Here is a 21,557-nt window from a genome sequence, read left to right on the forward strand (position 1 = left end):
GGCTACTCTTCTGCCTGCGTCGGCGCTTCGCGCACCGCCCAGCCAATTTCTGGTCGCAACGCCAGCGTATCGGGATCTTGCGCAACGCCGATCAGGCCACCGAACAACTCCATCGCGTACTCGTCGGTAAGGTAGTTCCAGACGAAGGGGGCCCTGGAGGGACCTCTAGGGATGTCTATCGGATCGGGTCCGCTTCTCTCGTCGTCACGCTCCAGATAGTCATTGTGCATGGCTTTTTTATGGCGCCTGATGTACGGAAACAGTTTTCGTAACCACCCGGAGATGAAAGGAGTCCCGCTACCTTTGGGACCATGAAACTTGTAGATGGAGTCCCAGAACGACCGATCGACTTTGCCCTGTGAGGCTTCGACAAACTGCTGCAGCACTTCGCCAAGCGGATCGATCCACCAATTCAGATCATAATGTCGGAGCGACTCCGCGCGCGAGGCCACTGCTTGCCAGTCGTCGGAGGTTCCCTCCAGGGTGATCGTAGGAATCCCACAAAGAGTGATGAATGAGTAATTGAAGTAGGATTGCATCGTGTCTAGCAGTGCCACCTCGTAAGCCGCCTTCTCCACTGGGCCGGTAGTGGAGAAGTCGCCGACGACCAAATCGTAAGCATCGGAGATGAGCGGCTTGATCTGCGCCGAGAACTCCGAAAACAATTCGGGCCAAGGGTTCTCGGGCGATCCTTTGACAAAGTCGTCGCGCCGCACGGTGATTTCGTCCTTACCCTCGTGAGAAACGAACTTGTGCCGCAGCTCTTCGGGATTTTCGTTCACGTGGACCGCGAAGCCCTGTACGATCGTCAGCCATACGATGTCGGGAGACAGCACCAAAGGGTAGTGGTGGCAAAAGGAGCAGTGGACTGCCGCCACAAGTGGATGCATGTTGGGAGATTGGAGGAGTTGTCCGTGGTATCGCGAACAAGCCTCAATCGGACTGCCAAGAAACTCACGAACAGCCTGATGGTAGTCGACCTTGGCCAGCTGTTCGGTGTTTGGCGTCACCGACGAGACTTCAAAGGTTGTGCTGGTGGTTGCGGTGGGCATGGCTCTGCTCCGGAATGAGTTTTGGGGTAGACAATCCAACTGGCCAGCAAGCCTCATTCTAGAAGCGTTTCGTAAGGCCACCCAAGGGGGTCGCCTGCTAGCTGCAATTGCGGCATTTCCCGCGACGGCAATACCTGCGGCATTTTTCGCCGAACCTCCTGTGGCATTTCACGGGTCGTTTTCTGGAAAATTCGCTATAATTGAAGCATACGGGCGAATAGGTGTTCGTAGGTTGGAGATGCCGAGCCATGGAAACCATCGATCCCTTAGTCTGGTGTGCGCTACTGGTCGTGGCTGGGTTTGCGCTACTAGTGCTGGAAGTGCTGCTCCCTTCGGGCGGTATCTTGAGCATCCTGGCGGGATCGGCCCTGGTGGCCAGCATCGTCATCGCATTCCGCGTTGGTGGACCCACGACCGGTTTCACCTTCGTTACCATCGTGATGGTCCTTGCGCCGGCCATCCTTACCGCGGCGTTTCGATATCTTCCCTACACGCCGATCGGCCGCGCGCTGTTGGGCGAACCTCCGAAGGACGAGGACGTAGCGCCGACCGATCCACGACGCCAGCTCATCGGCAAGGTGGGCGTAGCGCGGAGCAAGATGTTGCCGAGCGGTTCGGTGGAGATCGACGGCCAGATGCTCGACGCAGTGTCGAAAGGCCAGGCCATCGAGCCTGGTCAGAATGTCCAAGTAATCGAAGTCCGCGGCAACCGCGTGGTGGTCCGCCTCGCCCCCGACGGGATGCACCCCGGCACATCGAATGCAGGCGACCTGTTGAACCGCAGCATCGAAGAGCTGGGCATCGATTCGCTGGATGATCCGTTGGCTTAGGGCTATAGGCTATTGGCTGTAAGCTCCTATCGGACGTGTTGCTTAGGCTTCTCCCTTCTTGCTAAAAGCTGAAAGCCGACAGCCAGTAGCCACGTACCTACAGCAAGTGCCGCGCTTTGACTTCCAGGTAGCGGTTCACTAGTTGCCCGGTGAGGTTCTCGGGGAACGTGTCGACCATCAGCACGCCCTTCATCTCGAGGTCGGCCAGCACGTGGCGTCGCCAGGTGAGGATGTCGGCGGCGCCGGCTGCTTGGAATAGCTTGTCGTCGGGCACGTCGTCGAAGGCGGTGGTGTCCTGGTAGCTGCCGTCGACGGTTTGCAGCCGCTCGGCCACGTGCATCTCGTCCTCCACCGCATCCACGGCGTTGTACAACTCGTGATCGCGCAACAGGACGGCCATCGGCAGGTGGCGGCCGCCAAACGCGGTGAGGTGCTTTTCGATCTGGTGCGCGTTCACGTCGTCGATCACGTTGGTGATCAGCACCACCAGCGCCCGCTTGCGAATGTGCGACGCCAGGTGCAGGAAGGCGTCGTCGTACCGCGACTCGACCATCTCCGGGAAGCGGTCGTAAGCAGCGTGCAGCAGGTGGTTCATCTGCTTGCTGCCTCCCTTGGGCGGGACGAACGTGTGCACCTCGTTCGAAAAGCACAGCAGGCCCACTTGGTCTTTGCGCGCGAGCGCCACGTAGCTGAGCATCAGCATCGCGTTCAGAGCGTGGTCCAACAGGCTCACGCCGCCGCTGGTGCCGGTCATCATGCGGCCGCAGTCCACCATGAATACCACGCGTTGGCTTTGGTTGGCTTGAAAGTCCTTGACGGTCAGCTTGTTCCGTCGCGCGGTGCTCCGCCATTCGATGTGGCGGTAGTTGTCGTCGATGGTGTAGTCGCGGAGCCGCTCGAATTCATTGTCCTGGCCCACGCGGCGCGTCTTCCGCAGCCCCATCAGGCTCAGTCGGTTGGTCCGCGCCAACAGGGCGTACTCGCCCAGCTGCTTCATGTCGGGATAAACGTTGATGCGCGAGTGGCAATCGAGCTGCACATAGCGGTTCCACAAACCCCAGCGGCTTCGCACGCGCACGTAAGCATGCTCGAAGTCGAACCCGCCGCGTCGCTTGGGGCGGAGATGGTATTCCAGCGTCGCACGCCGTTCGGCCGGCAGCACCACGTTGAAATCCTCCGGCTCGGCCTCCAGGTGTTCGGGCACGCCGTCGCGAATCCAGACGGGCCACTCTTTTTTACCGCGGTTGGTGGCGGTGAGCGTTACCTTGTGCAGTTGGCCGAGCGAAGCGATCAGGGCCACTTGGCGTTCGATCTGGATGCGCCCCGCTCCTCTCAGGCTCTCGAGGTCCACCACCGCTACGAGCAGCACCAACAGATCCACCACCGCGACCATGGGCCACACCGAAGGCAGGAATGCGATCCAAATGGCCATGAACGATGGCACGATCATCAGCAACACGAGCGGCCGATGCGGATACACCCCGCCCCACCGCGCCAGGGCGACCAGCGCGACAAGCAATGCGACAAGTGACCAGAAGACGAGTTGCATGGAGTTGGGTTGCGTGTGGTTCTTGGAGTTGCGGTGCAGGGCGTTGGCTGGTGAGTCTTGCCCCCGCGCCAAATCGCCCGGGGGAGGGGACTTGTGGGTTACATCCTTGGTACTTCGACGGTGCGGATCATTTCGCGCAAGGCCTGGTCGACCTGGTGGCCTTCCACTTCGGCTTCGGCGGTGAGCACCACGCGGTGGCGGAGGGCGGGCAGGGCGATTTCGTTTACGTCGTCGGGGATGGCGAAGTCGCGGCCGTTGAACGCGGCCAGTGTTCGCGCGCCCTGCACCAGGGCGATACCCGCCCGCGGCGATGCGCCGAGGTGGAACTGTGGCCACGCGCGGGTTTGGCGGACGATGTTGTTGATGTAGTTGATCAACTCGTCGGCCACCAGCACTTCGCCACACAGTTTGGTGGCCTGGACGATCTGCTCGGGCCCAGTGACCGTGGCCACTTCCTCTTCCAATCGCTTCTCCACCGCCACCTGGCGGCTGTGCTCCTTCAGCACGCGAGCTTCTTCGCCCGCGGTGGGATAGTCGACCAGCACCTTGAACATGAAGCGATCGAGTTGTGCTTCAGGTAGGTTGTAGGTGCCTTCGCTCTCGATGGGGTTCTGCGTGGCCATGACCAGGAACGGCGGTTCCAGCGGGTGCGTGGTCCGTTCGACGGTCACGTGGCGTTCCTGCATGATCTCCAGCAGCGCGGCGTGGGTCTTGGCGGGCGAGCGGTTGATTTCGTCGGCCAGCAGCAACTGCGTGAACACCGGACCCGGGCGGAAGACGAACTCTTGCGTCTTCATGTTGAAGATCGGCGCGCCAGTGATGTCCGAGGGCATCAGGTCGGCGGTGAACTGGATGCGTCCGAACTTGGCGCCCAATGCCTTGGCCAAGGTGCGAACGAACAGCGTCTTGCCGAGGCCCGGCACGCTTTCGATCAACACGTGCCCGCCGGAAAACAGGGCGACCAGCGTGGAGAGGACCAGTTCGTCCTGCCCGACGTACACCTTGCCGACTTCAGCAGAGAGCCGCTGGTACAACGACTGCACTCCAGCCGTTCGCGCCGGCTGCATGGGCGTGGGCTGGGGCTGATGGACGTCGCCCGCGACCTCTGGCTCGTTCAGCGGTGGTGTCGGTTCGGGGGACCCAAAATTGGGCTGATTGAAATGGTGAGGCTGATTCATTCCGAGTCGCTGGCTGGGGGTTCGGGGGGTGGGAGAGGTGTTGAAGGTTGACTGATTTCGGTTCCGCCCGATTCATGGCGGAGCGATTGACGATACAACATTAACAGGCCAATGGCGTGTGCGCGGTTGCGGGCGTTGGCCAACATGCGACCGACCGCGGCGACGTGGCTGCCGAAATCGGACAACGACTTCCGCTCCAGCCGCTTGGGGATGCCGAAGATGGGCCACAGCATCATGGATACGACCACGCCCAGCGCGGCCAGTTGCGTGAGCACTGCTCCAATCGGCCAGACGCGAAACAATTCCAGACCGGTCGGCATACCAGCGCTGGGATCTTCGTCTCGTATGGGAGGACCGTTGGTGCCCGACTCCAGGAACAGCACATTTCGCCTGGGCGGACCGATGTCGTCGATCAGGCGCCCCGCGAGTTTGCGGTGTTCGTGGTTTACCAGCCGCGAATTGAGCAACCACGAGCCATTCTCCACCATGATCACTCGCCCGACAGGCATCGGTCCACTCAGGTAGCCGCCGTCGTAGGCCAGTTCGCTGACGATCAGGTTGTCTGCTTCGTCGCTCAACAGAGGTTCGTAGTGTCGGTCGCGGGGGACCACTCGATTGCGGCGGGAGATATCGATTTTCGACGAGTCGATGCCTTGGGCCCAATCGCCGGTAAGCTGCTTGACCTTGGTTTGCTTGTTCTTGGCGTCCAGTGTGAACCAGTCTTCGGTCTCGGTGCGAGTCAAAGGTCGGGGGCGTTGGGCCAGGGCGTCGGCCCTGGCCTCGGACAGTCGCCGCTTGTATTCCGCATTCAGGCCCTGTGGAGCTTTCCCTTGCATATGCTGCCAGTAGTCCGGCGCGGCATCGTAGTCGCGCCCCACGTAGATCAACACGCGTTGCCCGCCATCCTCGCTGTCGGTGGTCAGCCATTCGGTCAGCCAGTACTCGACCTCCGGGCTGGGCGCGTTGAAGTCGTCGGGGAACCACACAATCACGTCGAAGTTCTTCACCTTGGGCGACAGGTACCGCCAGCTCCGCACCCGATGGCCAGCTTCCTCGAACATCTCGGCCAGGACGCGGGTGCCGTTCAAGCTCGTCGCGCCGATTCCGCCCCGCTGCCCGTAAGTGGAGGGGACGTAGTCTGTACAGCCGGTGGCCACCAGCAGGCTCGCCAGCAGCAAGGTGAGCCATTTCGAATTGCCAATTAGCGCGTTGTTCATGCGGCCTGCTCCTCCAGCACGCCGACGAGCGACTCGAACTGGTCGATCTGACGCCAGACCTCCTCGATCGATTCGCGCGGCGGCAGTCGTTTGCCGAAGAACACTTCCTCGAACAGCAGCACGGTTCGGTGGAAAATGTCGGCCAGTGTGTCGGCCGATGGCGACGCGCTGCGGCGCACTTCGCGCAGGTACTGGCGGTTGGTCTTCCCTTTGACCAGGCGAATCCAATGCCGCCGATCGAGTTGCAGCAGTTGGTGGCTGAACAGGTAGACGATGGCCTGCGCGTAGTCGCCCTTGGCGTACAACCGCTGCGCTTCGTCCAGGTAGTCGCTGGGCGATTTCTTGAGCGTCACCGGCAATTCTTCCACGCGCGAGATGTCGGCCCCTACGTTGGCGTGGCTCACGACAATGCTGTCCTTCACCTCGCGTCGGAGGAACGACTTGGCGATGAAGTACACCAACATTACCAACAGCATTGCCAGCAGGAACCAACCGAGCCACATCATGAAGTCGAATATGTCGAAGTTGCTGTTCCGGGTGCGACGCGGCTTGGGCGCGTCGACTTTGGCCGCCCGATAGTCGTCGGTTTGGGGGTCGTACCAGGGAAGCTTCGGCGCGCTGGAGAGCGCTTCGCGGCCGGCCTCCACAGCGGTATCCCCGTTCGTCATGTCCTGCGCCGCCAGGGAGGTTGCCAGCAGGCACCACACGATCGCCACCAGCACAGCAGCAGCCATGCTTCGGGGAGTTCGGATGCTGGCGGGACACACGGCTGTCATCGAGCACTCACCAGGGACGAAGGGCGTCGCAACCGGGCGGCTTCGGCCCGCATTAGTAGTTCCACTTCCCATCCTTCGCGACGGATCCGCAAATCGAGGTACGCCAGAAAGCGTACCACGGCCATCCACCCGACCACTACCCACAGGGCAAGCGGATAGATCACCAGGTGCCGCGCAAACCAGGTGATTTCCAAGCCTCCGAGTTTGGCGAGCAGCAGTTCGAAGCCGAGTCCCAAGGCCAAGGTCAGCACGACTCCCACCAGCAGGGCCAGCATCCAGCGGCCAAATAGTTCGCCGCCGTTGTTGGAGTGCAGATTGCGACTGCGGCGATTGGTGGTCAATCGCTTGGTGCGGCCGCTGGCCAGCGGGTTGCGTTCCAGCAGAATCAACTCGCCCACGTACGGCATGATCCAGTAGGGCAGCAACAGGAATGGCATCATCAGCGTGCGCAGCACCACCTGATAAAGCACCAGTTGTGGCAGACTGCGCAGCAACTCCACCAGCATGGTGCGGAAGCGGAACGGGCTGTTGAACGTGAGTTTGCCCAGATACAGCGTGATCGGCGCGGTCGCCAGTGGGGTTTCGATGGCCACCAGCATCACCAGCAAGTTCCAGTATCCAACCGGCGGGTCGCCAATATCGATCTCATCGGCAAGGATCCCATACAGCAGCAAGGCGTTCAGCAACGCGAACCCCGTTACGCCCAAGAGCCACAGCAGAGAAATCCACTTGATGCCAGTGCGGGTGACCTGCAGCGCAAGCCCCATGATCTCGCCAAAGCGGCGCTCGCGAATCACAATGCGTGTCTGGTCGAGTTGCATGGCTTGGTAGGACGAATCGGCGAACGGTGGATGGCCCGTGGGAGGGCGGATTCTGCTAAGGTCTTACGGTTAGAACAGTGCTGCTTGTTCGAGTTCGTCGTCAGGCGGCTCCTCGGAATAGCCCAGTACCGTGAAGTAAATCATCAGCATCAGCGACGAGATCATGGCAACCATGGCCTTCACTCCGTAGGGAGCCGGCGAGGGGGAGAGGAATCCTTCGATCACCGCGGCCATGAAAAACAGCACCACGGCCACCAGCATGGTCGGCAGGCTTTGCCGCGCTGCGAGCGCTAGCGAGTCGAATCGCCTCATCCCTTTGGTGTTGACCAGCGAGAACCCGAGGCGCATACCGGCAGCGGCCGACAACACGACGGCCGTCAATTCGAACGGACCATGGGCGGTAACAAACTGGTAAAAGTTCTCCCCCTGTGGCACGGTGGTCATGTGGCCGAAGGCCGCGCCCAGGAACACCGCGTTGGACATGGTTTCGAACAGTCCCCCGATGCCAAACAGCAAGCCCATTGCGAAGCATCGCAAGCCGATGGTGGTGTTGTGGTTGATGTAGAAACCCATCATGGCGCCTTCGGCGCCGGATGATCGTCCCCGGTCCCAGGGGGCCTCGGTGTACATGTCCTCCAATCCCAGGATGGCCTCGCGGGTCATCACCGTCTCGCTGAATCGGTAGACGGGAGTCCATTTGCTGGACAGGAAGGCCGAAACGAGGAACGTACCCCAGAACAGGGCGAACGCCAGGCGAACGTATCCGTCGTGAAACAGTCGCTGCGGCACTCGGCGGAACAACTCGTCGAACCACGTGTTGTAGGCAAATCGTTTGCTGCGGTAGAGCTGATTGTGCGCCCGGCCGACCAGTTGATGCAGGTATCGCACGGTGGTGGCCGGCAGTTGGTAGGCGTCGGCCAGGGCCAGGTCGGCGCAGGCCGCTCGATAGGCGGCGGCGAACTGGGTGCGTGCGTGGGGACTCAACCGGTTGCGCTTGCCGCCGGTCTCGAGCATGATGCACGCCTTCTCCAGCTTTCGCCAGTCGGCCATCCGTGATTCAACAAGTTCGGCAGCTTTCATGCGTAGGCTGGATGGGGGGCGAAGTATTGCGAAAGTGGAGTGGAGGTGTGGTCGCTACCTTGGCGGTTCGAACTCGCGCCGCACTAGCGGCTCGATATAGGGATTCCGTTGGCTAGCAGGGGGCGGCAAAGCGCGGCTCGACGAGTCGGGCGGCAGCGCCACGTTGTCCAGGTCTTCGTCGGTGTTCGTCGAGAGAAACGCTCGACGGTACAGCACGCACAGCAGGGCATCGTAGTCGATGCCGGTTGGCAGGTTGTACTCGTCGACGAAGATCTTGCCGATATGACCCGCAATCTCGGCTCGACGTTCGGGTCCGAAATACTGCCGTCGCTCGACGTACTGGGCAATCGCCTTGGCCAGCGTGCGACTGGGCAGCGCGCCCGGCGGTAACATGTCTTCGACGGGTCCGAGCATCACATCGTTGATTTCGTTGAACCGCTTTGCCTTGGAGCGGTCCTCGGCCACCACCATGGTGCCACACGCCAGATCGCCCAGTCGCTGATAGCGGGAGTTCATGGATGTCGCCAGTAGTCCCACCAGGTAGGTCGGAATGGTCAGGCCAATGAACAGGCCGGGTAGACCGTCGACCAGTCGCAGAAAGTTTCGCAGCACTGCCTGCCCCGCGTTAATCGGGCTGCCATCGGTGCGAACCACGCGCAGCCCCATCGATCGTTTGCCCGGCGTCTGGCCGTTCCAGAACGTCTCGAAGACGGCCCCGTAGAACCAAGTCACGACGAATAGCGAGATCAACCCGACACCGATAGCGAGCTCGAAAAATCCCATACTCCCAAGAATCATGAAGGAGACAAACACAATCACGGTCACGAAGATGATCATGATGATCGCGTCGATGAAATACGCAAACGCCCGCTCGAAGGGGCTCGCCACACGGTACTCGAACGCAATGTTCTCTGGCGTTACCACGCGGATGTGTGAGTCGATTTGTGGTAACTGCTTGGGCAAGTTGTTTTCTCCGGCGAATTTGGCGAGACAATGCATTATCAATACGTGACCACGCGCCTGCAACCAACAGAAAACCACCCATGTTGCTGGCCCTGAGGGAAAACTACTGGCTCCGCCCTTCCCAAACGGCCGCGAACAGAGGGAAAATAGTAGTTCGTCGCACAGCGATGTTCCTTTGCGTACTGGCTCGAGGTTACCGGTTTTAACGTGTAGTTTTCCATTCCCCGCCCTGAACTCCCATCCGACAGTATGTCCTCCGCTCGTTCGAACGACCCCCAACTCGCAACCATCCTTGCCAATTTTCAGCCCGACGACGCCAGCGACGCCCATCCGCTGGTCGCTAAGGCGGTGTACTTGGCCAGGCAGTTGCAGGAGCGTGCGCAGGACCTGCAGACTCCGGCCGAGCGGCGCCAGCAGGCGGAGTTGGATCGGATGATCCAGAGCCCGCACGACAAGGCGACGCTCACCCAGATGACCGATCAGACGTTCCGCTCGCGCGAGGCGCAGCGGTCGGCCGATCAGTTCATCCACATCCTCGACGTGCAGGGCGTGCCGCGGTTCTTCAGCCCGCTCGACCGCACGCTGCTGCGCGGCTTCCAGTCGTTCGGCGCGTACTTGCCTGGCGTGGCGATGCCGCTGGTGAAGGAGAAGATGCAGCACGAGACGGCCAACGTGATCCTGCCCGCCGAACCGGAACTGCTCGAAAAGCACCTCGCCGAGCGGCGCCGCGAAGGGGTGCGGATGAACGTGAACCACTTGGGCGAGGCGCTACTCGGCGAGCGCGACGCCCGGCGGCGACTCGAAAAGTACCTGGCGGTGTTGCAGCGACCCGAGATCGAAGTGATCAGCGTGAAGATCTCGACGATCTACTCGCAGATCACGCCACTGGCCCGCAAGCACACGGTGGCCGAACTGTGCGACCGCATCGAGCTGTTGTTCCGCGCGGCCGCGCGGGGCACGTTCACGCGTGCCGACGGGTCCGTGGTGCCGAAGTTCGTGTACCTCGACATGGAGGAGTACCGCGACATGCACCTGACGGCCGACGCGTTCATGCAAACGCTCGACCGTAAGGGACTCGAAAGCGTCGAGGCCGGCATCGCCCTGCAGGCGTATGTGCCCGACTCGCTGTTGGTGCTGCAGCAACTCTTGGAGTGGGCTCGCGGTCGCGTAGCGGCCGGCGGCGCGCCGATCACCGTGCGACTCGTCAAAGGCGCAAACATGGAGATGGAACGCGTCGAGGCGAGCATCGAAGGTTGGCCCCAAGCGCCCTACAAGCAGAAGATCGATACCGACGCCAATTACCTGCGCATGCTGCACGAGGCACTGCTGCCCGAGAACCGCGACGTCGTGCGGGTGGGCGTGGCGTCGCACAACTTGTTCACGCTTGCCTACGGCCTGGTGGCCGCGCACGACGCGGGCATGCTCGATCGCGTGCAGTTCGAGATGCTCGAAGGCATGGCCAACCACCAGCGGCGGGCCCTGTTCGAACTGGCCGGCAACCTGCTGTTGTACGCCCCGGCCGCCCATCAAGACGAGTTCACCAGCGCCATCGGCTACCTGGTTCGCCGGCTCGACGAGAACACCGGGCCGGACAACTTCCTCCGCCACGCGTTCAACGTCCGTGTCGGCTCCGCCGAGTGGGAGCGGCTCGAGCAGCAGTTCCGCGAGTCGTTCGCCAAGCTCGATACGCTCTCGAGTGCTCCGCGCCGAACGCAGGACCGCCGCGAATCCGGCGGCACGCTCCAGTCTGTAGCGCCCAGCCCCGAGGTGCCCTTCGCCAACGAACCCAACACCGACTGGGCGTTGCCGCAGCATAGCGAGTGGGCCGAGTCGATCGTCGCCGAGTGGCAGCCTCGCCACAGCGACCAAGCAGGCGAAGTGCCGCTGGTGATCGGCGGCGAGGAGATCACCACAGGGCGCACTGTGGCCGAGACGATCGACCCTTCGCGCCCCGAGCTGGTCGTCGGTCGCTACCACGCCGCTACGCCGGAGGACGCCGAGGTGGCGATGACCACGGCTGCGGCCGACACCGACGGCTGGCGGCGACGCACTCCGCGCGAGCGGTCCGAGGCGCTGTTCCGCGCTGCGGAACTTATGGCCCAGCGTCGTGGCGACCTGTTGGGCGTGATGATGGCCGAAGGTGGCAAGCTCTTCACCGAGTCGGATCCCGAAGTGAGCGAAGCGATCGACTTTTGCCGCTTCTACGCCCAAACGGCCAGCAGCTATCACGAGTTGGCCGGACTCACGCCGCGCGGCAAAGGCGTGGTGGTTGTCGTGTCGCCGTGGAACTTCCCACTCGCCATCCCGTGCGGCGGAGTTGCTGCGGCGCTGGCGGCCGGCAACACGGTGATCCTGAAGCCGGCCAGCGACACGGTGCTCATCGCCTACAAGATGTGCCAGTGCCTGTGGGACGCCGGGGTGCCGCGGACCGCGCTGCAAATGGTCGGTTGCGCCCACGGCGAAGGCGTCGCCCAGCAACTGGTCACGCATCCCGCGGCCGACGTGGTGGTGCTGACCGGCGGAACCGACACCGCCGCGCACCTGCTGCGGGTCGATCCGACGATGAACCTCCTGGCCGAGACCGGTGGCAAGAACGCGACCATCGTCACCGCGCTGGCCGACCGCGACCTGGCGGTGAAGAACGTGGTCACCAGCGCCTTCGGCCACAGCGGCCAGAAGTGTTCGGCCACGTCGCTGTTGATCCTCGAAGACGAAGTCTACCACGACCGCGGCTTCCGCGACGTGCTGTGCGACGCGGTGGAGAGCCTGAAGGTCGATAGCGCGTGGAACCTCTCGGCGCGCGTCGGACCGCTGATCCGCCCACCGAGCGGCGTGCTGGAAAAGGGCCTCAAGGAACTCGAACCCGGCGAGTCGTGGGCCGTGATGCCGGACATCGGCGTCAACGACAATCCGCACCTCGTATCGCCGGGCGTGAAGTGGGACGTCCAACCTGGCTCGCTCACCCACTGCACCGAGTTCTTCGGGCCGCTCCTCGGTGTGATGTGCGTGCGAACCCTGGCCGAGGCGATCGAACTGGTGAACGCGACCGGCTTTGGTTTGACCTCGGGACTCGAAAGCCTCGACGACCGCGAGCAACAGCAGTGGCGCGACGGCATCCGCGCAGGCAACCTGTACATCAACCGCTCAACCACCGGAGCGATCGTCCTCCGCCAACCGTTCGGCGGGATGGGCAAAAGCAACGTCGGACCCGGCATCAAGGCAGGCGGACCGAACTACGTCGCCCAGCTGATGAACTTCGACGGCGGTGACGAGCGAGTACCCACCGATCCGGTTAGCAATCCGTTGTTGGCCGAGTTGGTCACGGCGTTCGATAGCGACGCCTCGTTGGGCCTGGCTGCGGCCGTGGCAAGTTACGACCACTGGGCCGCCGAGGAGTTTGGCACGTCGCACGATCACTTCCGACTGTTGGGCGAGGACAACGAGCGACGCTACTTGCCGGTGGAGATGGTCCGCATCCGCGTGCACCAGTCCGATAGCGATTTTGAACTGCTCGCCCGCATCGCCGCCGCCCAGGCGGCCGGCGCCCGGGTGGTCGTAAGCTCACCGCACTTCGACGAAGGTTCCGCGCTCGCTGGCCTGATCGCCAAGCTCGACGAAGCGACCGACACCTGGGCCGGCGCGATCGAGTTCGTCGAAGAATCGGACGAACAGCTCGCCGAGACGATCGGCCAAGAGCTCGCCGGCCGCGTCCGCTACGCCACGCCGGACCGCGTTCCACAGTGCGTCCGCACAGCCGCCGCCGAAGTGCTGTCGTACGTCGCCGACACCCCGGTCTCACCACACGGCCGGGTCGAGCTGCTGTGGTACATCCGCGAACAATCGGTCACTTTCCGCTACCACCGCTACGGCAACCTGGGCTTCCGAGCAGAAGAAGAGCGCGACGAACCGACATAAAGTTAAGCGTGTACCTTCGCGGACCCCTAGCCGCAGAGCTACGCCTCTCCGGAACAACCTCTTACAGCTCCGACGCGTTTTGGGCCAACAGGGTTTTGTCCCCAAAATCGATCCATTGGCCCAAAACCCCAAGCGTTGTGGTCCACCCAAGTGGCAAACCCCCTAGTTTTCCAGTCCAAACCAATCGGGGGGTGCGACAAAACTCCCCACGTTGTTCCCCGCATGTTTTCGATGGGGACAAAACGATAGTCGCAATTCGCTCCGCGAATCAGCGCAGGAACCACCACCTCGCTCAATTTGGAGTCGCAGCCGAACTTGGCAGAAACGCGTCCAGATTCCGACAACACGTAGGTTGTCGGCTAGGGGGCAAATCCGCGAAGGGCAAGCCAGTGGAGAACTAACAAGTTGCCAAAGATCTACAGCGCGTGCATCACGCTGCAACTCCATTGGACCACACCGCCACGCGACTGCAACGGCGATTTTTTTACAGCCAACATTTAATGCAAATTTGCGATGGCTGGCCCCGCTAAGGGTGGCCCGCGAATGCACGCGGAGGATCGCGAATGAATGCGACGCTGCCCTGGGCAGATTTAGCCCCGTCGTTTAATACTTGAGGTTTGAGCTAACCCGGAGGTGGTCAGCAATCGCCGCCCGGGTTAAGATTGTTATCAATCGCTCTTACTCCAGATCGCGGGCAAGAAAGTGGAACTTGTAGTCCTTGAGGTCGATGGAGTCGAGTTTGTCTTCCACCACTCGCAAGACCTCGATCTTGTTTTCTAGCTGCGTTCTCTGCTCAAGATCGGACGCGCCAAGCTTCTTCTCCATCTCTGCGATCACCGCGCGGACCGTGCCGAGGCCCTCGGAGGCTGGAAACCAGCGGGGCTGATCGCAAGGTGCGAACGTGTGGTCCTGCAGCGAAGGGCGATCATAGGCATCGCCGTCGCACACCATGATGAAAGCGAACTGCTCAGCGTCGATCCCCTCATTCGGATCGAAATCCAACGCGCCTGCCACACGGATAAAGAGACGTTCGGCTCCGAAGTTGGCCATCGTTGAAGTCGCCTCACTTTCGCTCCTAAATGCTTGCCCCACGCGGCAGTTATGCGAGCGAGTATACCCCGCGGCCATCCACAGCACCAAACGCCAGTCGTTTCGCGATGCACATCCGGCGCGAACGATAGCTCCGGTGCATTATGTCGTTATGGCTTGCTTAGCTTTACTTCACCGAAGGTCATAAAGACTAGAGCCGTCCCAGCGGGGCCGCGGTAAGCCCCATTTGCTTCGCCAAGTCGTGCAGCAACTGCAGTAAACTCCCAAGCTTGTTCTTCGGTGCACTCTACCATTCTTTCCGTGTATTGAGCCAAGCCATTCTCCTCACCAAACTGTTTGGCCAATGCCGCGTGCTTGCGGAGTGGTTCAGCGACCGATGGATGGTCCCAGCCCCAGAGGAAGGTGCCATTGTCTGTGTTGTACGTGCCTACAATTTGCATGTTAGCTTCTGCGATGGTCCCATCAGCAAACGTAAAAGTTATGCGACCGGTTTCCTGATCGGCAGCCCAATTGTCCGCGTCGCCAAGATGCCACGTCGAGTTATGCGATGCAGTTTGCGCGCGAAGCCCTTCAAGAGATTGCTGTATGTAGAGCTCAGGTCTCACCGTGGGCTCGGTGGATGACGCCGCGGAGTTGTCGGATGTGGTACTGCTGGGGCTTGTCGACCGCTGTTCACAGCCGACGAACGAAACACTCACGACAAGTAGAAGCAAACCAGTTCTGCTCATAGTCTTAGTCTTCGAAACGCCATAAGATCTCGGCGAACGACTCGGCAAGATGACCCAAACACGCGGGATCGTAGTTGTGTTCAGGAAACAGCGCCACGAGGCCCTTGTTGAGATCGTGGGCTCGATGGTCCAGTGTTTGGTTCTTGTTCTTCACATTTCGGCGTGCGTAGGACCGCCATCTTCGAATTGCGGGGGCAATCAGGGATTCGTGGGCCATGCAACAACCGTCTGCATACTCGCGATGAATTAGGTCGAGCATTGCTGCGCGGAGTTCGGCATCCGTGTCATCGGAGTGCTGCGACATGATCAATCGATTCGGTGGGCGTTGTCTTGCGGTCAATTGTACCACGTCTAGACAAGACTCCCCAATTGCGAAAACGGCTGCACGGAGCACCGAAAATCGCCGTTGGTCGGCCCTTAGCCCGTAAGCTACACTTGCCTCATGAGCGATCCGTCTACCGCAAAACCAGAGAAAAGGCCCAAACTCGGTCCCGGGCCGGCCGAGTGGCAGCAGAAGTGGTACGACGTGATCTTCGAGCACGACACGGCCGCCGGCCGCTGGTTCGACTTGGGGCTGTTGGTGGTCATCGTGGCGAGCATCATCGCGGTGATGCTGGAGAGCATTCACGACTCCGACAAGCCACCCGAATTCTGGTACGACGACCTGCGGGTGGCGGAGTGGATCATCACCATCCTGTTTACCGTGGAGTTCGCCGCGCGGCTGGCGTGTGTGAACAGGCCTGCCAGGTACGTGTTCAGCTTCTTCGGCGTGGTGGATCTGGTGTCGTTGCTACCGACCTACCTGATGTTGTTCATTCCTAGCGCGGGATCGCTGGCCACCATCCGCACCGTGCGGCTGTTGCGTGTGTTTCGAATCTTGAAACTCGCTCACCATGTCCGCGAAGGCCAGGGGTGGCTGATGGCGCTCAAGCACACGTGGCCCAAGATCACCGTGTTCATCTCGGTGATTGTCTGCACCATCATCATTCTGGGCTCGGTGATGTACCTGGTGGAGGGGGGCGCGGACAGTGGCTTCGACAACATCCCAGTGAGTGTCTATTGGGCCATCGTTACGATGACCACCGTGGGCTACGGAGACATCGCACCGGTCACGCCGCTGGGCAAGACGATCGCCGCCCTGGTGATGCTGTTGGGCTACGCGATTATCATCGTGCCGACCGGCTTGTTCAGCGCCGAAGTGCTGAAGCAGCGGACACTGTATGGCGCCACGCGTAGCTGCACACGCTGCCCCCACACTACCAACGACGACGGAGCTCGCTACTGCAGCCGCTGCGGAGAGCAGCTAGGAAACTTGTCGTCGACGGGCGAGACAGCCACAACCTAGCGCGGCCAGCAGACCAAGCGCGGTGGTGGGTTCGGGCACCGCTTGGGTACCCTGCAAGATGTTCGCAGGGACCGTGTTGCCGAAGTTAAGCCTAAATAGTGTGTAGTCGCCAGCGTCGACCGTGCCGGAGTTGTCGCCGTTGCCGGCGATGACGTCTTCGGTGTCGGCTCCCAGGTTGTTTCGCCACACCAGGTAGTCGCCGAGGTTCACGGTACCATCGCCATTGAAGTCGCCCGGCAGACCGTTGCTGACCAGTAGGCTGCCCAGCGGATTGTGCATCACCGCGTCGAGGTACACGGTCGCCTGGCCGGAGCCAAAGAACTGTATCGAGTCGATCGTGGCGGTGGGGGTGTCGATGATGCCGTCGCCGGCGACCCAGGCTTCCCATTGGTCGTCGTCTTCCAGCGACCATTGATAGAGGTGCCACTGGCCATCAGCGATGACGTCCTTGGCGATGCCCCGATCGGCCGTGCTGGGCGCGTCGAGGGCCAGGCTCACCGAAACATCCTCGTCGTCGGTCTTGAGCCAGAAGCCGATGTAGCCGGTGGTGTCGAACTCCCGATTCGAACCGGGCGACCCCGGCGTGCCGATGCCCGCGAGGTGCCGCAGGAACCACCCTCCGGCATCGCCGTCGATGAACAATTCCTGCGAGGCATTGCCTTCCTGCGCTTCGGTGGTCACTCGCTCGGCGTAGCTCGATTCGCCAACGCCGCTGGTGGATCCCGAATAGAGAATGGAAGAACCGAAGTAACCCTCATCCACTTCGAAGTCGGCAATCATGGTCGTCGCGCCGGGCGTTTCCTGCAGGCTGATCAACTCCGCTTCGAGCTGCTGCCGGGTGCCGTTGTACAGATTGCGATCCACATTGCCGCTCACTCCAGACACGCTGCCGGTGGCGGTCCACTGCCAGTACTTCCAGGTATCCCAACTGGGCGCATCGGACGGTGTGGGCGGGTTGGAGGTTCCATTCTTCCACCACGCCATCCACAGATCGTGCTGCGAGGCGACCGAGTTGGTGAAGTACGTGTTCGCGTAGGATTTACTCGTATAGATAATGGGGCGCACTCCAAGTTCGCTCAGCACCGTGTCGCTGAAGTCCTGCACCCATCCGGAGACAAAGTTCTTGAGCGATTGGCCGCCAGGCGGCGTGAAAGAGAACTCTTCGACATCCAACACCGGTGGAAGGTAGGAGCCGGTTTCGTAGTACGGCACAATCGCATCCAGAAAGTCGTTGGCCTCGTTCACCGGGTCCTGGGGGTTGGTCGCGGAGCTATCGGGCCGTGCGTAATGGTAGGGACCAGCCAGCACTCCAGCGGCGTCCGCGTTTTGGAAATTGGTGTGGAACCATGGATCGACGAAGTCGACCCCTTCGGTGGCCTTGATAAAGGCGAACTCGGTTCCCGAGTTCAGTACCGATGTCCAATTGATCGATGTCTGCCACCTCGACACGTCGATGCCATCGACGTACGACTGCGCCTGAGCCACGCTGGTAGTGAGCAGGGATACAACGATAGCGGTGTAAAGGCAGCGAAAGCGCATGGGGCAGATAGGGGCAGCAAGATGAGCGAGGCGAGTGGGAGAGCGAACAACGACTCGTTCGCACGAACTTCCAGTTTACCCCTTCAACGCCGTGCCGCGGAGGGCTTTGCGCACTAACGAGAAACTCTTGCGGACAACAGTAGTGAGCAGCCGAGCATCGTGGCCAACAGAAGCGTGTTGGGTTCGGGAACACGCGACGTTTCGGCTGCGAGCGCGGCGTTGCTGTCGCCGAGATGCATCTTCCAAAGATCGTAGTCCCCTGTGTCGACCGTGCCGGAATTGTCGCCATTGTTGGCCAGCACACCCTCGTCCGACGCTCCGAGATTGTTCCGCCACACGGTGTAGTCGGCCAGGTTCACGTGGCCGTCGCCATTGAAGTCGCCAGGCAGGCCGCCCTCGATCACGCGGAGCACGACTTCCGCGCCGGTGTAGTCGAACTCCCAGGCGAGCCCGGCGCCTGGGCTGGGTAGTTCGCTGGCCAGCGTGGAGAACGTTCCAAGCAGTCCGCCGGCGCCGGTCAGGATGTGAAAACTATCGCCCAGCGTGGGTACGTAGCCGCTGTCGATACTGAGCAGCAGTCCGCCGTCCAGCGAAGATGAATTGGCGAAGGTTAATTGATCGAAGGCCGAGGTGTTCTCAATATCGATGTTCAGGTTGCCCGTCGCCGCTTGGCTGAAGGCATGCACGGTTGCCTGGCCATCGAGGTGCAGCTCGCCGTGGTTGTCGAGGCGGATGCCCACGCTCGTGTTGTCGTCAAGCGACAGTGAGCCCGTCGCCAGGTTCTGCAGCAAACCGGCGCCGGTAAACGTGGCGTCGGCGTCGATCGTGGAGTTTCCGTCGAGTTCCAGCAGATCGCTGACCAGCTCGACGGTCGCGTCGGAGTGAAACGCGACGTTGTCCATCTGGCCGATTCCGCTAACTTCGACCGTGCCGTTCAATATGGCTCCGGTTCCTCCGCTAAGCAGCGAGGCACGGTCGACGCCGTTGCTGTTGAGTTGCACCGAACCATCGCTGCCGAGCGTCCACCAATTCTGCAAGGTCAAGGTTCGCCCGCTTCCAACGAACATGCGGCCGTCGAAGTCGTCGGTCAGGGGGCTGGCGATGGTGAGATTGCCAGACGTGGCGTGGGCCTCGCCAGACGTACTGTCGCCATCGAGATCGACGCCGGTGGCGGAGGAGACAACCAGTGTCTGGTCCGACGCGCCGGCCGCGAACAAGGTGGCGTTGTTGACAAACGTGTCGACGGCGATTTCACCCTGGCCGCGGAGGAGATTGTTGTTAGCGATACCGGTGCCCGTCACCGAGCCACCGGTCAAATTCAGGTACGTGAGGTTGCTGGTATCGAGGATCGTTCCCAATTGAAGCGTGGCGTCGTTGTCGACGATTATCTGATCGGCGGCGAGCACCTCGCCATTGACCGTTAAAGTCCCGCCGGTCACCAACAGGTCGGCATTGCCCATGAGATTCATGTCGGTGGAGATGGTGCCATGCCCTGACAAGCCGGACGAGCTTTGCACCTGGAGTTCACCTGGACCTTGGATGGTTCCACCCGAGATCGTGTTAGGCCCGGCAGCGGTGATCCCCTTCAGGCGAAGGGCGGCGCCGGGCGTGTTGATGTCGATCGTGCCGCCCGCGGCGACGTCGATTCGAGCAGAAAACAGCGTGTTGTCCGTGACGACCACACGCCCTTCGATCCGCATGTCGTCGCCAATGAGCGAACTTTCGAAGCCAGTCGTGCCGTTGACGTTCAAGATGCCCGATTCGCCCAGCGTCCAGGAGTCGCTGTCAGCCAAGTCGACCAACAGCTGACCGGCGGCGCCATGCACGAAGATAGTGTCGTCCACACTTTCGGTGTTGCTTCCAAACACGTCCATTTCGCTAGCTTGCACCGACAGCCGGGCGTGCAGGTGCCAAACCTCGCTGGCGGTCGGGTCGGCGGCCAGGTTGACCGCGCCATCTTGCATGGCAATGGCCTGGTTGCCGCCGACCGTGAACGTGGCGCCGCGGAACTCGAGCGTTCCGGCGCCGGTGTGGGTGCTGCCACCGTCGAAAGTGACGTCCCGCTCGACCCGCAGCGTGGCGCCGTCGTCGATGTGGATGCCACCCGAGGCGTTGCTCGTGAACACGGTGGGCGTACGAAGGACGTTGATGCCGCTGATGACGTTGATCACGCCGCCATCGACGGTCATCGTCTCGTCCGCGGTGATGGTGGTAACCGGAAGAAGCGTGGAGCTGGAACTCAAGTTCATCTCGCCACCCAGCACCCACCCGTTCGTAATCTCCGGGTGGAATACCGAGTCGATCAGATTGATGGTGCCATCGTACGAGTCATCCGTGGCCGAAGGCGAGATATCGTTGCTTTGCACGTACAGGTGACCGGACTGGACCTGTGTCACCACGTCTTCGGGGCCGTCCCAGTCGAACGAGGGAGTATTCAGTTTTAAAGTAGTATTCTCGACCAATATCATCGCCCCAGGGCCGTTGATATTCAGCATTCCCTGTATCTCGGAGACCGACTGACTACGGAAGGTGAGATCCTGAAACACCAAGGAGGTGTTCGCAGCCATATTCATTACCGAGGGCGAGTTCAGATTGAACCCCTCTTCGTGCACAAAGCTGCCAGAGTTGACGTTGAAAGTTGTGGGCGTCGTGTGGGTTGCTTCACCACCGATGCGTTGCCCGCGGATCGTTGCCGTGCCGGTTGCTCCAGCGTCGACATTCACCGTTGCGCCGTCCGTGAGGAGTTTGTGAAGATCCAGGTCGAGCACCGCGCCGGCTGCGAGGTTGATGGTTCCTGCAAAAGTCTCCGCTTCGACTTTCAGTTCGAGCGTGGTGTCTTCATGAACGTTCACCACACCATTTCCAGTCACACCGTCGAGGTCGATCCGATGATCGGCGTCGCTGGTGTCGATGGTCAGCATGAAACGCTCCCCGGGCGTCGCTCCCACGGGGCGGCTGCTTTGCAGGGTGCCATCGTTGATGAGCGTGGTGGTGGTCGTTCCACCGAGGTTTTCATCCAGCAGGATCGTGCCGAAGCCCGTGACCAGGCCCGAACTGCTCACCAGCGTGGCGACGTTCGCCGGGCCGCTCGCCGGATCGTCGAGTACCAGCCGCCCGCCAGCTAGTTGCAAGGCGCCGCTGCTGTTGAGAGAGATCGATTCGGCCATTGCCGCCGGGCTGCTCGCGCCGTTGGTGTGTTCGGAGATCACCAGAGTGCTGCCGGCGCCGCTGACATCCACGTTGCCATTAACGGTGAGCAGGTTGCCCGAGGTGACCGCATTCGCGCCATTGGACAGAGCAAGGCTGGCGATGCTGAAATCGGTGTCGACCAGCGTGGTGGCTTCCGTGGCCGCTGGCAGGTCGCCGATCGATAAGTCGTTGTCGGTTGGGCTGCCGTTGGGCGACCAATTGTCGAGGTCCGACCACTGGTCGGTCGAAGCGCCCTGGTCCCAACTGACGTTGGCCGCCGACGCCCCGGTGCCTAGCGCGAGCCAGCAAACGCTCCCCACGAGTG

16 protein-coding genes are annotated in these 21,557 nt (G+C 61.4%); 3 read left to right on the forward strand and 13 right to left on the reverse strand.

Annotated features, from left to right (window positions below):
• Nucleotides 1-2: 2 nt before the first annotated feature.
• Nucleotides 3-1,052, reverse strand: coding sequence for a DUF4419 domain-containing protein (locus tag ACQK2L_RS07760; RefSeq protein WP_425396369.1), 1,050 nt, complete (start codon nucleotides 1,050-1,052; stop codon nucleotides 3-5).
• A gap of 248 nt (nucleotides 1,053-1,300) precedes the next feature.
• Here ACQK2L_RS07760 and ACQK2L_RS07765 point away from each other — a divergent pair, with 248 nt between their 5' ends.
• Nucleotides 1,301-1,882 (forward strand): NfeD family protein, encoded by a 582-nt coding sequence (locus tag ACQK2L_RS07765; RefSeq protein WP_425396370.1) that lies wholly within the window; start codon nucleotides 1,301-1,303, stop codon nucleotides 1,880-1,882.
• A gap of 97 nt (nucleotides 1,883-1,979) precedes the next feature.
• Here the strand turns inward: ACQK2L_RS07765 and ACQK2L_RS07770 are convergent, their stop codons facing one another.
• The 7 genes from ACQK2L_RS07770 to ACQK2L_RS07800 all read right to left on the reverse strand — a co-directional run bounded on the left by ACQK2L_RS07770 (nucleotide 1,980) and on the right by ACQK2L_RS07800 (nucleotide 9,466).
• Entirely contained in the window at nucleotides 1,980-3,431 is a 1,452-nt protein-coding gene (locus ACQK2L_RS07770) for a DUF58 domain-containing protein (protein WP_425396371.1), read from the reverse strand.
• A gap of 98 nt (nucleotides 3,432-3,529) precedes the next feature.
• Complete coding sequence (locus ACQK2L_RS07775) at nucleotides 3,530-4,609, reverse strand: AAA family ATPase (RefSeq protein WP_425396372.1); 1,080 nt, start codon at nucleotides 4,607-4,609, stop codon at nucleotides 3,530-3,532.
• On the reverse strand, nucleotides 4,606-5,826 hold the full coding sequence (locus ACQK2L_RS07780) for a DUF4350 domain-containing protein (protein ID WP_425396373.1): 1,221 nt from the start codon (nucleotides 5,824-5,826) through the stop codon (nucleotides 4,606-4,608). Before ACQK2L_RS07780 ends, ACQK2L_RS07775 begins: the two co-directional genes overlap by 4 nt.
• A complete protein-coding gene (locus ACQK2L_RS07785) occupies nucleotides 5,823-6,560 on the reverse strand; it encodes a DUF4129 domain-containing protein (protein ID WP_425396374.1) in 738 nt (245 codons plus the stop codon). The genes ACQK2L_RS07780 and ACQK2L_RS07785 overlap by 4 nt, the downstream gene beginning before the upstream one ends.
• Before the next feature lie 38 nt (nucleotides 6,561-6,598).
• Nucleotides 6,599-7,423 carry a hypothetical protein gene (locus ACQK2L_RS07790; RefSeq protein ID WP_425396375.1) on the reverse strand — a complete coding sequence of 275 codons (825 nt, stop codon included), beginning with the start codon at nucleotides 7,421-7,423 and terminating at the stop codon, nucleotides 6,599-6,601.
• A gap of 69 nt (nucleotides 7,424-7,492) precedes the next feature.
• Complete coding sequence (locus tag ACQK2L_RS07795) at nucleotides 7,493-8,503, reverse strand: stage II sporulation protein M (protein ID WP_425396376.1); 1,011 nt, start codon at nucleotides 8,501-8,503, stop codon at nucleotides 7,493-7,495.
• A 54-nt stretch (nucleotides 8,504-8,557) separates the two neighbouring features.
• Entirely contained in the window at nucleotides 8,558-9,466 is a 909-nt protein-coding gene (locus tag ACQK2L_RS07800; RefSeq protein ID WP_425396377.1) for an RDD family protein, read from the reverse strand.
• 249 nt (nucleotides 9,467-9,715) lie between these two features.
• Here ACQK2L_RS07800 and ACQK2L_RS07805 point away from each other — a divergent pair, with 249 nt between their 5' ends.
• Nucleotides 9,716-13,381 (forward strand): proline dehydrogenase family protein, encoded by a 3,666-nt coding sequence (locus ACQK2L_RS07805; RefSeq protein ID WP_425396378.1) that lies wholly within the window; start codon nucleotides 9,716-9,718, stop codon nucleotides 13,379-13,381.
• Between the two features lie 678 nt (nucleotides 13,382-14,059).
• Here ACQK2L_RS07805 and ACQK2L_RS07810 read toward each other — a convergent pair.
• The 3 genes from ACQK2L_RS07810 to ACQK2L_RS07820 form a co-directional block, all read right to left on the reverse strand.
• Nucleotides 14,060-14,431, reverse strand: coding sequence for a hypothetical protein (locus tag ACQK2L_RS07810; protein WP_425396379.1), 372 nt, complete (start codon nucleotides 14,429-14,431; stop codon nucleotides 14,060-14,062).
• A gap of 149 nt (nucleotides 14,432-14,580) precedes the next feature.
• Nucleotides 14,581-15,036, reverse strand: coding sequence for a DUF6882 domain-containing protein (locus ACQK2L_RS07815; protein ID WP_425396380.1), 456 nt, complete (start codon nucleotides 15,034-15,036; stop codon nucleotides 14,581-14,583).
• A 127-nt stretch (nucleotides 15,037-15,163) separates the two neighbouring features.
• Entirely contained in the window at nucleotides 15,164-15,463 is a 300-nt protein-coding gene (locus ACQK2L_RS07820) for a hypothetical protein (RefSeq protein WP_425396381.1), read from the reverse strand.
• A gap of 138 nt (nucleotides 15,464-15,601) precedes the next feature.
• On the opposite strand from ACQK2L_RS07820, the gene ACQK2L_RS07825 reads away from it, so the two are divergent.
• Nucleotides 15,602-16,504, forward strand: coding sequence for an ion transporter (locus ACQK2L_RS07825; RefSeq protein WP_425396382.1), 903 nt, complete (start codon nucleotides 15,602-15,604; stop codon nucleotides 16,502-16,504).
• Here the strand turns inward: ACQK2L_RS07825 and ACQK2L_RS07830 are convergent.
• The gene (locus ACQK2L_RS07830; RefSeq protein WP_425396383.1) at nucleotides 16,463-18,043 is read right to left on the reverse strand and encodes a PEP-CTERM sorting domain-containing protein; all 1,581 of its coding nucleotides are present in this window, start codon (nucleotides 18,041-18,043) and stop codon (nucleotides 16,463-16,465) included. The genes ACQK2L_RS07825 and ACQK2L_RS07830 overlap by 42 nt on opposite strands.
• Before the next feature lie 113 nt (nucleotides 18,044-18,156).
• Nucleotides 18,157-21,552 carry a beta strand repeat-containing protein gene (locus tag ACQK2L_RS07835; RefSeq protein WP_425396384.1) on the reverse strand — a complete coding sequence of 1,132 codons (3,396 nt, stop codon included), beginning with the start codon at nucleotides 21,550-21,552 and terminating at the stop codon, nucleotides 18,157-18,159.
• Nucleotides 21,553-21,557: the final 5 nt, after the last annotated feature.

Source organism: Aeoliella sp., from assembly GCF_965227375.1.
GTDB lineage: Bacteria > Planctomycetota > Planctomycetia > Pirellulales > Lacipirellulaceae > Aeoliella.

What these genes read in the sequence shown, in the direction of transcription:
- ACQK2L_RS07810 (WP_425396379.1), bottom strand. Translation starts at nt 14,431, where the DNA reads ATGGCCAACTTCGGAGCCGAACGTCTCTTTATCCGTGTGGCAGGCGCG.
- ACQK2L_RS07805 (WP_425396378.1), top strand. Translation starts at nt 9,716, where the DNA reads ATGTCCTCCGCTCGTTCGAACGACCCCCAACTCGCAACCATCCTTGCC.
- ACQK2L_RS07795 (WP_425396376.1), bottom strand. Translation starts at nt 8,503, where the DNA reads ATGAAAGCTGCCGAACTTGTTGAATCACGGATGGCCGACTGGCGAAAG.
- ACQK2L_RS07830 (WP_425396383.1), bottom strand. Translation starts at nt 18,043, where the DNA reads ATGCGCTTTCGCTGCCTTTACACCGCTATCGTTGTATCCCTGCTCACT.
- ACQK2L_RS07790 (WP_425396375.1), bottom strand. Translation starts at nt 7,423, where the DNA reads ATGCAACTCGACCAGACACGCATTGTGATTCGCGAGCGCCGCTTTGGC.
- ACQK2L_RS07770 (WP_425396371.1), bottom strand. Translation starts at nt 3,431, where the DNA reads ATGCAACTCGTCTTCTGGTCACTTGTCGCATTGCTTGTCGCGCTGGTC.
- ACQK2L_RS07820 (WP_425396381.1), bottom strand. Translation starts at nt 15,463, where the DNA reads ATGTCGCAGCACTCCGATGACACGGATGCCGAACTCCGCGCAGCAATG.
- ACQK2L_RS07765 (WP_425396370.1), top strand. Translation starts at nt 1,301, where the DNA reads ATGGAAACCATCGATCCCTTAGTCTGGTGTGCGCTACTGGTCGTGGCT.
- ACQK2L_RS07760 (WP_425396369.1), bottom strand. Translation starts at nt 1,052, where the DNA reads ATGCCCACCGCAACCACCAGCACAACCTTTGAAGTCTCGTCGGTGACG.
- ACQK2L_RS07775 (WP_425396372.1), bottom strand. Translation starts at nt 4,609, where the DNA reads ATGAATCAGCCTCACCATTTCAATCAGCCCAATTTTGGGTCCCCCGAA.
- ACQK2L_RS07785 (WP_425396374.1), bottom strand. Translation starts at nt 6,560, where the DNA reads ATGGCTGCTGCTGTGCTGGTGGCGATCGTGTGGTGCCTGCTGGCAACC.
- ACQK2L_RS07780 (WP_425396373.1), bottom strand. Translation starts at nt 5,826, where the DNA reads ATGAACAACGCGCTAATTGGCAATTCGAAATGGCTCACCTTGCTGCTG.
- ACQK2L_RS07825 (WP_425396382.1), top strand. Translation starts at nt 15,602, where the DNA reads ATGAGCGATCCGTCTACCGCAAAACCAGAGAAAAGGCCCAAACTCGGT.